This is a genomic window from Lentzea sp. NBRC 105346, assembly GCF_030269605.1.
Classification (GTDB): domain Bacteria; phylum Actinomycetota; class Actinomycetes; order Mycobacteriales; family Pseudonocardiaceae; genus Lentzea.
In genome coordinates, this window is sequence record NZ_BSTQ01000008.1 from 93308 (window position 1) to 105104 (window position 11797).

12 protein-coding genes are annotated in these 11797 nt (G+C 69.6%); 9 read left to right on the top strand and 3 right to left on the bottom strand.

The features are described from left to right. Nucleotides 1-44: 44 nt before the first annotated feature. Both QSK35_RS18670 and QSK35_RS18675 read right to left on the bottom strand, forming a co-directional pair. Nucleotides 45-680 (bottom strand): response regulator, encoded by a 636-nt coding sequence (locus QSK35_RS18670; protein ID WP_285747791.1) that lies wholly within the window; start codon nucleotides 678-680, stop codon nucleotides 45-47. A gap of 8 nt (nucleotides 681-688) precedes the next feature. After that, nucleotides 689-1729, bottom strand: coding sequence for a sensor histidine kinase (locus tag QSK35_RS18675; protein ID WP_285747793.1), 1041 nt, complete (start codon nucleotides 1727-1729; stop codon nucleotides 689-691). A gap of 112 nt (nucleotides 1730-1841) precedes the next feature. On the opposite strand from QSK35_RS18675, the gene QSK35_RS18680 reads away from it, so the two are divergent. From QSK35_RS18680 to QSK35_RS18700, 5 genes are all read left to right on the top strand, one after another. Next, complete coding sequence (locus tag QSK35_RS18680) at nucleotides 1842-2561, top strand: ABC transporter ATP-binding protein (protein WP_285747795.1); 720 nt, start codon at nucleotides 1842-1844, stop codon at nucleotides 2559-2561. After that, entirely contained in the window at nucleotides 2558-3307 is a 750-nt protein-coding gene (locus tag QSK35_RS18685) for an ABC transporter permease (RefSeq protein ID WP_285747798.1), read from the top strand. The genes QSK35_RS18680 and QSK35_RS18685 overlap by 4 nt, the downstream gene beginning before the upstream one ends. A 109-nt stretch (nucleotides 3308-3416) precedes the next feature. Then, on the top strand, nucleotides 3417-4469 hold the full coding sequence (locus tag QSK35_RS18690; protein WP_285747800.1) for a glycoside hydrolase family 5 protein: 1053 nt from the start codon (nucleotides 3417-3419) through the stop codon (nucleotides 4467-4469). 56 nt (nucleotides 4470-4525) lie between these two features. Beyond that, nucleotides 4526-5413 (top strand): aldo/keto reductase, encoded by an 888-nt coding sequence (locus QSK35_RS18695; protein ID WP_285747802.1) that lies wholly within the window; start codon nucleotides 4526-4528, stop codon nucleotides 5411-5413. A gap of 39 nt (nucleotides 5414-5452) precedes the next feature. Further along, nucleotides 5453-6067: a hypothetical protein gene (locus QSK35_RS18700; RefSeq protein ID WP_285747804.1), complete on the top strand. Its 615-nt coding sequence runs from the start codon at nucleotides 5453-5455 to the stop codon at nucleotides 6065-6067. On the opposite strand, the gene QSK35_RS18705 is transcribed toward QSK35_RS18700, so the two are convergent. Then, a complete protein-coding gene (locus tag QSK35_RS18705; RefSeq protein WP_285748279.1) occupies nucleotides 6033-6524 on the bottom strand; it encodes an NUDIX hydrolase in 492 nt (163 codons plus the stop codon). The two genes, QSK35_RS18700 and QSK35_RS18705, sit on opposite strands and share 35 nt — an antisense overlap. A gap of 112 nt (nucleotides 6525-6636) precedes the next feature. Here QSK35_RS18705 and QSK35_RS18710 point away from each other — a divergent pair, with 112 nt between their 5' ends. The 4 genes from QSK35_RS18710 (at nucleotide 6637) to prcB (ending at nucleotide 11789) form a co-directional block, all read left to right on the top strand. Beyond that, nucleotides 6637-9009 (top strand): FtsX-like permease family protein, encoded by a 2373-nt coding sequence (locus tag QSK35_RS18710; protein ID WP_285747806.1) that lies wholly within the window; start codon nucleotides 6637-6639, stop codon nucleotides 9007-9009. 120 nt (nucleotides 9010-9129) lie between these two features. Further along, nucleotides 9130-10623: a depupylase/deamidase Dop gene (dop, locus tag QSK35_RS18715; RefSeq protein WP_285747808.1), complete on the top strand. Its 1494-nt coding sequence runs from the start codon at nucleotides 9130-9132 to the stop codon at nucleotides 10621-10623. 80 nt (nucleotides 10624-10703) lie between these two features. Then, complete coding sequence (locus QSK35_RS18720) at nucleotides 10704-10898, top strand: ubiquitin-like protein Pup (protein WP_285747810.1); 195 nt, start codon at nucleotides 10704-10706, stop codon at nucleotides 10896-10898. Between the two features lie 45 nt (nucleotides 10899-10943). After that, nucleotides 10944-11789: a proteasome subunit beta gene (prcB, locus tag QSK35_RS18725; RefSeq protein WP_285747812.1), complete on the top strand. Its 846-nt coding sequence runs from the start codon at nucleotides 10944-10946 to the stop codon at nucleotides 11787-11789. The last annotated feature ends 8 nt before the right edge of the window (nucleotides 11790-11797 follow it).

Sequence of the window (11797 nt, forward strand, 5' to 3'; positions counted from 1 at the left end):
CTCTGCCACGAAGCCCCCGGTCCCGGCCGGGGGCTTCGTCGTACTCACCGGGCCTGCACGAGACCGGACTCGTAGGCGGCGATCACCAGCTGGGCGCGGTCGCGCGCGTGCAGCTTCGAGAGCAGGTTGCCGATGTGCGTCTTCGCCGTCCCTGGACTGATGTGCAGCGTGTCCATGATCTCGTTGTTGGACAGGCCCTTCGCGACCAACGTCAGCACCTCGCGCTCGCGCGTGGTCAGCAGTTCCAGCCCCCGCGGTTCGTTGTGCTCCGGCTGCCGGGCGAACTCGGCGATGAGCCGCCGCGTGACCGACGGCGCCAGCAACGCGTCCCCGGCGGCGACGACCCGGATGGCGCTGAGGAGCTCGACCGGGGGCGTGTCCTTCAGCAGGAACCCGCTGGCGCCCGCGCGCAGCGCGCCGTAGACGTACTCGTCGAGGTCGAACGTCGTCAGGATCAGCACGCGCGTGCCGGGCAGCCGGCGCGTGGCCTCGATGCCGTCGAGCTCCGGCATGCGGATGTCCATCAGCACGACGTCCGGTTTCTCCCGGTCCACCACGGAAACCGCCGACAGCCCCGTGTCCGCCTCGCCGACCACGGTCATGTCGGGCTCGTTGTCCACGAGCAGGCGGAAGCTTCCGCGCAGCAACGCCTGGTCGTCCGCGATCACGACTCGAATCATTGGTGGGGTCATCGGTACGGCAGCTCCGCTCGCACTCGGAATCCCCCGGCCGCGAGCGGCCCCGCCTCGAACGTACCGTCGTACACGGCCACGCGTTCACGCATGCCGAGCAGGCCGTGTCCCATGGGCGCCAACGAACCCGGCCCGTCGTCGGTCACCTCGACGCGCACCACGTCCGGCGTGATCTCCACGCGGGCCGTGCAGCGGGCCGGGGCGGCGTGCTTGATCACGTTCGTCACCGCCTCCTGCACGATGCGGTACGCCGACATGCCGACGCCTTCGGGCACATCCGTATCACCCTGCATCTCCAACGTCACCCGCACGCCGGCCATGGCCGCGCGTTCGACCAGTTCGGGCAGGCCCGCGAGGCCCGGCGCCGGGGCCAGTGCGGCGTCGGAACGCAGCACGCCCAGCAGGTGGCGCATCTCCGACAGGGCGTCGCGGCTCGTGGCGGCGATGACGTCCAACGCCTCGTAGGCGTCCTCCGGCGACCGGACGTGGGCGGCGGTGGAGGCCTGTACGGCGATGAGGGACAGGTTGTGCGCCACGATGTCGTGCAGCTCGCGGGCGATGCGCAGGCGTTCATCGGTGAGGGCCTGCTCGGCCAGCTGCGTGGCGGCGCGGGCCTCGGTCGCGCGGCGCAGCCGCGTCAGGTACCCGATCACCCAGATCGCGGCGAGGGCAGCGGCCGGGATCGCGCTGCCGGTCGGAACGGTCACCAGCGCGGCCGCCACCGCGGTGGTCAGGGACGTGCCGCGCGGGTGGTCGACGGCGATCGTGTAGATCGCGAAGCACAGCGCGGCCGCCGGCGCGCCCGCCGCCTCGACGGGCAGGGTGTGGGTGACTACCGCCGTCACCGTGGCGATCGCCGAGATTCCCAGCGCCGGGAACGGCCAGAACCTGCGCACCGCCACCGGCAGGCCGATCAGCGCGGCCAGCGGGACCACGAGCCACGGCGACGGGCTCTGCCGCTCCAGCATCGCGTAGCCGCTCAGCGTGGCGATCACCAGCGCGGACGCGGCGTCGAGCAGGTAGAGGTGCAGCTTCACGGGATCGACGTTATCGACGCCGGCCCGCCGGCGCCTCGGACCACGGTCCGATCCGGAGGATCGGAGCTTCGTCCGATCACGCGCGACGAGAAGCGGCGCATCGTTCCCAGGCATGATCGAAGTGCGAAACCTGACCAAGTGGTACGGCGCCGCGGCGGCCGTACAGGACCTGTCGTTCGTGGTCCGGCCCGGACACGTCACGGGGTTCCTCGGGCCCAACGGGGCGGGCAAGTCGACCACGATGCGCGTGATCGTCGGGCTGGATCGGCCCACCAGCGGCACCGCGCTGGTGAACGGGCACACGTACGCGACGCTCGGCACACCGCTGCGGCACGTCGGCGCGTTGCTCGACGCGAGCGCAGTCCACGGTGGACGGAAGGCGATCGACCACCTCCGGGTGCTGGCCGCTACCAACGGGATCAGCCCCAAGCGCCCGCGTGAGGTGCTGGAGCAGGTCGGGCTCGGGGGAGTGGGCGGCAAGCGGATCAAGGCGTTGTCGCTGGGCATGAAGCAACGGCTCGGTGTGGCGGCAGCGCTGCTCGGAGATCCGGGCGTGTTGATGTTCGACGAACCCGTCAACGGCCTGGATCCCGAAGGCGTGCGGTGGATCCGCGACCTGATGCGCGGGCTCGCGAAGGAAGGACGAACCGTGCTGGTGTCCAGTCACCTGATGAGCGAGATGGCGCTGACCGCCGACCGGGTGGTGGTCGTCGGACGCGGACGGCTGCTCGCGGAGACGTCCGTCGCGGAGCTGACGATGCACGGATCCTCTTTGGAGGACGCGTATCTGGCGTTGACGAGCGACAGCGTCGAGTTCCGGAGCGCGCGATGAACGCCGAGTGGCTCAAGCTGCGGACGGTCCGCGCGCCCTACGCGCTGGTGGCGGCGATCGGGGCCGTGCTGGCGATCGGCATGGTCATCTCGTGGTTGATGGTGCTGGACTTCGACACCTCGGCCGAACAGGCGAACTTCGCGTCCGCCGACAACAGCGTGATCGTCACGCCGTTCACCCAGTTCTGCGTCGCCGCGCTGGGCGCGTTGATCATCACGTCCGAGTACGCGAGCGGCATGATCCGGACCTCGCTCACCGCGGTGCCGAACCGAATGTCGTTCGCCGCAGCCAAAATCGCGGTCACCGGGGCGGTGTCGTTCGGCATTGCCGTCCTCTGTATGACATTGTCGTACGCGTCGAGTTGGCTGATCATGGGGGACCGGCCGCCGCCCGTCGCGCCGTGGGACACCGTCGGCGACCTGCTGCCGTCGGCGCTGGCGTCGATCGCGTCGATCACGGTCGCCGGGCTGCTCGGCCTGGGGCTGGGAATGCTGCTGCGCTCGTCGGCCGGCGCCCTCGTGACCATCGGGGCGCTGCTGTGGGTGCTGCCGTCGATCACCACACTGCTGCCCGAACCGTGGGGCACCAACGTCTCCGCGGTGATGCTGCCGTATCTCGTGCCGCAGCTGGCGGGCACGATTCCGGACGCGCCGCTGTCTACTTTCGGTGCGGGGCTTGCGATGGCCGCGTACATGATCATTACGCTGGGTGCCGGATCAGTGACGCTGGTGCGACGAGGTGCTTGACGATTCGTAACGGAAGTCACTAAAGTCCATATTACCCGCAAATGGTAAGGAAACTTACCTAACTAATCCGCCGCCGTGCACAACAGCAGTTTCCGAGAGGAGAAGCTGAATGGCATGGCAGAAGGGCCGCCTCAAGCTGGCGGTGGCGCTCGTCGCGGCATTGATGGTTCCGGCCACGATGGTTTCGGCCGCCGAGGCGGAACCCCAGATCGCGGCGGCCGCCGCCCTGCCACCGGGTTCGCCCGCGGCGGTCAACGGCCAGCTCAAGGTCTGTGGTGTCCGGCTGTGCAACAAGGACGGCAAGCAGATCCAGCTCCGCGGCATGAGCACGCACGGCATCCAGTGGTACAGCCAGTGCATCAAGACGGCCTCACTGGACGCGCTCGCCAACGACTGGAAGGCGGACGTCCTCCGCATCGCGATGTACATCCAGGAGGGTGGGTACGAGACCAACCCCCGGAAGTTCACCGACATGGTGCACGGCTACATCGAGGAGGCCACCAAGCGCGGCCTGTACGCGCTGGTCGACTTCCACCAGCTCTCGCCGGGCGATCCGAACTACAACCTGTCGCGCGCCAAGACCTTCTTCAAGGAGATCGCGGCCCGGCACAAGGACAAGACCAACATCATCTACGACATGGCCAACGAGCCGAACGGCGTGTCGTGGGCGAAGGTCAAGTCCTACGCGGAGGCGCTCATCCCGACGATCCGCGCGGAGGACCCGGACGGCCTGGTGCTCGTGGGCACCCACGGCTGGTCGACCTTCGGGCTGTCGGACGGCAAGAACCCGCAGGAAGTGATCAACAACAAGATCAACGCGACCAACCTGATGTACACGTTCCACTTCTATGCGAACTCGCACAAGCAGCAGTACATCGACACCCTGTCGAAGGTCGCCGACCAGGTGCCGGTGTTCGTGACGGAGTTCGGCACGCAGACCGCGTCCGGTGATGGCGGGAACGACTTCGCGACGTCGCAGAAGTACATCGACCTCATGACGCAGAAGAAGATCTCCTGGACCAACTGGAACTTCTCGGACGACAAGCGGTCGGGTGCGGTCTTCAAGGGCGGCACGTGTGCCGGTAACAACTTCACCGGCACTTCGATGCTGAAGCCGGCCGGCGTCTGGGTGCGCGAGCGCATCCGTCAGCCGCACAACTGATTCCCGCGGTACGACAGCGGCGGTCCCTCCGGGGGCCGCCGTTGTAGGTTCTGTCCATGGCACAACTCGCGCTCGGACTCGCGTCCCTCGGCCGTCCCGCGTACATCAACCTGGGGCGGGACGACGCGCTCCCCGCCGATCGGAGCGTCGAGGCCATGCGGGCGCAGTGCCATCGCGTCCTCGACACCGCCTACGAGGCCGGGGTGCGGTGGGTGGACGCCGCGCGGTCGTATGGCTTGTCGGAGGACTTTCTGGCGTCCTGGCTCTCCGACCGCGGGTACGACGACATCACGGTGTCGAGCAAGTGGGGCTACGCGTACGTCGCGGACTGGCGGCCCGACGCCGAGGTGCACGAGGTCAAGGAGCACTCGCTCGCGCGGTTCACCCGGCAGTGGCAGGAGACCCGAAACCTGCTCGGCGACGCCGTGTCGCTGTACCAAGTGCATTCTTTGACTGTGGACAGTCCGCTGTTCGACGATGTCGAACTGCAGGCGGCAATGTCGAACGCCGGCGTGCCAATCGGGTTCTCCACGTCGGGTCCGTTCCAAGCGGACACCGTGCGGCGGGCACTCGATCTGGGGATCTTCTCGGCTGTACAGTCCACTTGGAACGTACTGGAGACCTCGGTGGGACCGGCACTGGCCGAGGCTCACGACGCCGGGCTGAAGGTGCTCGTCAAGGAAGGGCTCGCGAACGGCAGGCTCGCCGTCACGCCACCCGCGCCGATCGCCGAAACGGCCCGGGAACTCGGGGTCGGACCGGACGCGGTGGCGCTCGCGGCCGTGCTGCGGCAGCCGTGGGTGGACGTCGTGCTATCCGGCGCGGCGAGCCCGGAGCAGTTGCTGTCCAATATGGACGCTCTGAACGTCCAGGCAGAGCTTCCATCGATGGCCGAATCACCCGAGGAGTACTGGACCACCCGCGCGGCCCTGCCGTGGGACTGACCGTTACCCTGATCACCTGGGTTGAGGGGAGTGCTTCAGGTGCGGCGGGCTGCGGTTCTTGTGGTGGTGGCGCTCGTGGTGTCCGGCTGTGCGAAACGGCCGCCGGAGCGGTGGTTCGCCGCCGAGGAGACCACCACGACGACCCCGTCAGGCCCTGAGGCGCGGCTCCTCGCGCCGGGAAGCACGGCTCCCACCAGCACGTCGACGAGGCCCGCACCGAAGCTGGAAACGTTCGTCCTCGGCACGTCCGTGCTAGCGGCCGACGGGCTGGAGACGCGGGAGTCGGCCGGTAGGACGGACGACAAGCTGGTCAACCTGTGCGGCCGGCCCGTCGACGAGGCCGAGCCGGGCCACTACCGGGTCGTCGTGAAGAGCGCGAGCGGCGCCAGCCGGCTGGAGCAGGAGATCGCGTCGACGCCCGGTCACGGCGGACTGGCGGCCGTGCGGCACGCGTCGTGTCCGGGTGCCGAGAAGATGACGCTGAGCGCGGACGACCAGGTCGGCTGGTGTCAGCCGACGACCGGTGGACGTGCGGCGTGCAACGTGCTGGTGGGCGACAACGAGGTCGTCGTGTCGCTGAAGCTGGAGACGATCTCGCTCGCGCGTGCCACCGAGGTGATCACGCGCCTCGCCGCAGCCACTCGAGCGCAATAGCCCGGCCGTCGGGCACCATCGGCCAGCCGGGATCGGCGAGCTTCGCCTTCAGCTCCTCGAACGGCATCCAGCCACCCCAGGCGACCTCTTCGGGCTGGTGCGTGAACGGGCCCTCGCTGCGGGCCTCGTAGACCCACGCGTGGTACCGGGTGTCGGAGTCCACGTAGATCGTCCTGAACAACGGCGTCAGCGGTGCCTCGACGCCGAGTTCCTCTTTGACCTCGCGGGCCGCCGCGTCGTCCGGCGTCTCGCCCGCGTCGATCACGCCGCCGGCCGCGCAGTCGTAGAGGCCGGGGAAGATGTCCTTGGTGTCAGTGCGTTTGTGCACGTAGACGCGTGATCCGTCGAACGATCGGACGACGATGACGACGCAGCCGTGCCACAGGTTCTCCGCGCGCATCCGCACCCGGCTCACCTCGCCGACCACCTCGCCCTCGGGCGAGTACCAGGCGATCATCTCCACCCGTTGATCCTCCTCCGGTCGTACGAAAGCGTGCTACCCGAGTCCGACGCCCGCTGACGGCCTTCCTTCATACGTTCACTCCCGAACGTACTTCGAGGGAGGATTCGTGTTCACATCGCTGCGGCTCGGTCTCGCCGAGTTCCGCGCCCGTCCCGGCCGCGCGCTGCTGCCCGGTGCCGCGCTCATCGTCGGTGTCGCCTGCCTGCTCGCCTCGCTCGTGCTGAGCGACGCGCTGAGCAAGGCGGTAGAGGAGGGTGCGCCCACCACACCGTCCACTGTGGACCACGTGGTGACGGTCGCACCCAGGGCGGAGGCGAAGCTCGACGACGCGGTGGTGACGCGGCTGTCCGGGGTCGCGCGCGCGGTCGCGGTGCAACGCGGGGAGGCCGACCTGCTCGACGCGAACGGGCGCGCCGGCGAGCACCGGGCCGAGGTCGACGTCGAACTGCCCGACCTGCGGCGGGTGCCGATCGCGGAGGGGCATGGGCCCGCGGCGGACGGCGAGGTCGCGGTCGACAAGCTCACCGCGTACAACCGCGGCCTGCGCCCCGGTGACCACATCCGGCTCGCCGACAAGTCCGGCCGGCCGATCGACGTGCTGGTCAGCGGCATCACGAAGCGCGGCGGCCTGGACTCGCGGCCGGTTCTGGTCGCCGGACCGGACCTGGTGCACCGGCTCGACCCCGAGCCGTCGACGCGGGAGATCTGGGTGATCGGCGGGCAGCGCGGTGCCGTCGAAACGGCCGCGGGCACCGGGTTCGACGTGTCCGCCCCCTCGCCGGACGCGGACTCCATCGGCAACGACATGACGACCCTGCTGCTGCCGTTCAGCATTCTGGCCCTGGCGACGGCGGTGTTCGTCGCGTCGGCCACGTTCCGCGCGGTCTACGCGCAGCGCCAGCGGCAGACGGCGTTGTTGCGCTGTCTCGGCGCGCAGCGCGGGCCGCTGGTCCGGCGCAACCTCGTGGAGGCACTGCTGACCGGCGCGTTCGCGGGTGTCCTCGGCGCGCTGCTCGCCGGTCCGACGGCATGGGTGCTGGCCCGGACGTTCGACGTGACCGGCATTTCGGGGCTGTTCGGCGCGGTGAAACTCAGCCCGGACCTGCTGCCGAACGTCGGGTACATCGTGCTCGGCGTGTGCGTCGCGGCCGCGCTGAGCGCCATGTCCGCGGTGCGGCCGGCGATCGGGGCGGCGCGCGTGTCGCCGCTGGCCGCGCTGCGTACGTCGGACAACGAGGTGCCGTCGCTCTCCGTTCGACGACTCCGAATGGCGTTCGGCATTGTCGTCACGGGCTTCGCGGGGCTGCTCGCGTTCGGTGCGGTGGCGGCGAAGGGGTCGACGGGGGCGTTCTTCTTCGCGGTGTTCTCGGCGATCTTCGCGGTGACCGGCCTGTTCTGGATCCTCGGCCCGGTGACCGTGCCGTTCGTGGCACGGTTGTTCGGCCGGATCGGCGGCACGCACTGGAAGCTCGCGGCGGCCGAGGTGCGCCGCATGCCGCAGCGGGCCGCGTCGGTGGCGCTGCCGTTGCTGCTGGCCAGCTCGATGGTGACGTTCTTCGTGGTGGTGCTCGGGACCGCCCAGAACCTGACGGACGACTTCGCCAACCAGGCGCGGCCGGACGTGACCGTGGTGGACGCGGGATCGCGGCCGCTGCCCGCGATCCCAGGGGCGCCTGGGGTCGCGGCGAGCGTCGCCGTGCACCAGAACGACGACCACGTCTACGGCGTCGATCCCGCAAGGTTCAACGAGTGGCTCAAGGCGCAGCACCTCGGTGCGGTGGACGGCTTCGGGCCGGGTACGGCACTGGCGCACGAGCGTTCGGGCTCCTCGGTGACCGTGGGCGGCAAGTCGTTCCGCGTCGTGGGCGCCATCCCGGACGGGATCGGCTATCCGTCCGCGGTCGTGGCCGACGAGTCGATCGGCCCGGTGAAGCAGGTGTTCGCCGCGTTGCAGCCGGGAACCGACCCGGCGGCCTACCGTTCGGCCATCCATTCGGCATTGTCGAACGCCCCTACGGTTGTGGTGCGCACGGCCGCCGACGAACGGGCCGAAGCCGACCGGTACCTGCATCTGGGGACGGTGCTGATGATGGTGCTGCTCGGGCTGTCCGTGGCGGTCGCGGTGACCGGAATCGGCACGGCTCTCACCATCTCGGTGCAGGAACGCCGCAAGGAGCTGGCGCTGCGGCGGGCGCTCGGCGTGACGCGGGGCGGCCTGCAGGGCGGTGTGGTCGCCGAGGCCGTGCTGCTGGCGCTGGTCGGGGTACTGGCGGGCGGTGCGCTCGGGTTCGCCTACGCGCAGCTGACGCTGGTCGCCACGGGTGCGTTCGACGACGCCAGTCCGCTGCCCGGCTTCCGGGTGCTGCTGCCGCTGCTCATCGGGGGCGCGATCGTGGTGACGCTGGCCGTGGTGGCGGCGTTCGGGCCGTCCCGGACCGCGTCCCGCATCCGTCCGGCCGCGGGCCTCGCCTCTGGCTGAACCGTTATGGCCACCTTCACGGACCTCACGTCCGTAAAGGTGGCCATAACGGCACCGTGGGGCACCCTTGGGGCAAGGGTGGCCTGACGGCGCCTTGGACTAGGTCATAGGGTGGCGGGTATGCGGCGGATCATGGGAACCGAGGTCGAGTACGGCATCGCGGTGCCGGGCGACGCGACCGCGAACCCGGTGCTCACTTCGACACAGGTGGTGCTCGCGTACGCGGCGGCGGCGGACATACCGCGCGCCAGGCGGGCGCGCTGGGACTACGAGGTGGAGTCCCCGCTGCGGGACGCCCGCGGGTTCGACCTCGGCGCACCCGGTGGTCACCCGGCCGACTCGGACGTCGAGGACCTCGGCGCGGCCAACGTCATCCTCACCAACGGCGCGCGGCTGTACGTGGACCACGCGCACCCGGAGTACTCGGCACCCGAGGTGACGAACGCGCGCGACGCCGTCATCTGGGACAAGGCCGGCGAGCGGGTGATGGAGGAGGCCGCGATGCGCGCCGCCACCGTGCCCGGCCAGCCGCGCCTGCAGCTGTACAAGAACAACGTCGACGGCAAGGGCGCGTCGTACGGCACGCACGAGAACTACCTGATGGCGCGCAGCACGCCGTTCACGGCCGTGATCGCCGGCCTGACGCCGTTCTTCGTGTCGCGCCAGGTCGTGACGGGGTCCGGGCGCGTCGGCATCGGCGCCGCCGGCGAGGAGGCCGGCTACCAGCTGTCGCAGCGCGCCGACTACATCGAGGTCGAGGTCGGCCTCGAGACGACGTTGAAGCGCGGCATCATCAACACCCGCGACGAGCCGCACGCCGACGCGGACAAGTACCGCAGGCTGCACGTCATCATCGGTGACGCGAACCTGGCCGAGTACTCGACGTACCTCAAGCTCGGCAGCACCTCGCTGGTGCTGGACATGATCGAGTCCGGGCAGCGGTTCGACGACCTGCGCCTGGTCGACCCGGTGCGCGCGGTGCACCAGATCAGCCACGACCCGACGCTGAAGACGAAGGTCGAGCTGACCGGCGGCCGCAAGTACACCGGCCTGGACATCCAGTTCGCCTATCACGAACGCGCCGCCGCCTTCGTCGATAAGGAGGGCATCGGCGACCGCGACGTGCTGCGCACGTGGGGCGAGATCCTCGACGCCCTGGCCCGTGACCCGAACGAGTGCGCCGACCGTCTCGACTGGGTGGCGAAGCTGCGGCTGCTCGAGGGCTACCGGCAGCGCGACGGCCTGGCCTGGGGTTCGGCGCGGCTGAACCTGGTCGACCTGCAGTACTCCGACGTGCGCCTGGACAAGGGCCTCTACAACCGGCTGGTGGCTCGTGGCTCGATGAAACGCCTGGTCAGCGAGGAGGAGGTCCGGGCGGCGATCCTCGCGCCGCCGGAGGACACGCGGGCGTACTTCCGCGGCCGGTGCCTCGAGCGCTACCCGACCTCCGTCGCGGCCGCGTCCTGGGACTCCGTGATCTTCGACCTCGGCCGGGAGTCACTCGTCCGCATTCCGACGCTTGAGCCACTTCGGGGCACGAAAGCGCACGTCGGAGCGTTGTTGGAGGCAGCGGACACCGCGGAACAGCTCGTGGACGCCCTCACCAGAGGGTGATCACGAAACCCGAGTGGCTGAGGACTTTTGTCGGTGCCGCTGGGTAGTGTTCTTGGCAGGGCGTAAGACCGGGAGGCGACATGTCCCAGGAACAGACGAAGAAGCAGGGCGGCGGCGACGGCGACGAGGGTGCCGATGGCGCGGCGCCCGCGGGCCAGGAGCGCCGCGAGAAGCTCGGTGAGGACGTCGACGCGATCCTCGACGAGATCGACGACGTGCTGGAGGAGAACGCGGAGGACTTCGTCCGCGCGTACGTGCAGAAGGGCGGTCAGTGAGCGTTTTCGCTGACTGACCATCGGGGACGGGAGAACAGCCAACACATGGACAACAGCTCGACCGGGCGCTATCCGGCCGCGGCGCTGCCCCCGGCGTACCTCACGCCGGGCACGTCGTCGTTCACCGATTTCCTCCGCGCCCAGGCGCCGGAGCTCCTGCCGATGAACAGGAAGTTCCCCGAGGGGACCGTGCAGGCACCGCACGGGACGACGATCGTGGCGGCGACGTTCAAGGGTGGCGTCGTGATCGCCGGTGACCGTCGCGCGACCATGGGCAACGTCATCGCCCAGCGCGACATGAAGAAGGTCTTCGTCACCGACGAACACTCGGCCGTCGGCATCGCGGGCACCGCCGGCATCGCGATCGAGATCGTCCGGCTGTTCGCGGTCGACCTGCGGCACTACGAGAAGATCGAGGGCGTTTCGCTGTCGCTGGACGGCAAGGCGAACCGCCTCTCGGCGATGATCAAGGGCAACCTCGACGCCGCGCTCGCCGGCCTCGCGGTGGTGCCGCTGTTCGCCGGGTTCGACACGGACGCGAAGGACCTGGACCGGGCGGGCCGCATCGTGTCCTACGACGTCACCGGCGGAAAGTACGAGGAGTCGGTCGGCTACCAGGCCGTCGGCTCGGGTTCGCTGTTCGCCAAGTCGGCGCTGAAGAAGCTCTACGACCCGGACGCGGACGCCGATGCCGCGATCCGCTCGGTCGTCGAGGCGCTGTACGACGCGGCGGACGACGACTCGGCCACCAGCGGCCCGGACCTCGTCCGGAAGATCTTCCCGATCATCGTCACGATCACCGCCGACGGCGCCATCGAGGTGCCGGAGGAGCAGACCGCGACGGTCGCCGAGGCAGTCGTGGAAAGCCGCAAGTCCCGCCCGGCGGGCTGATGTTGCCG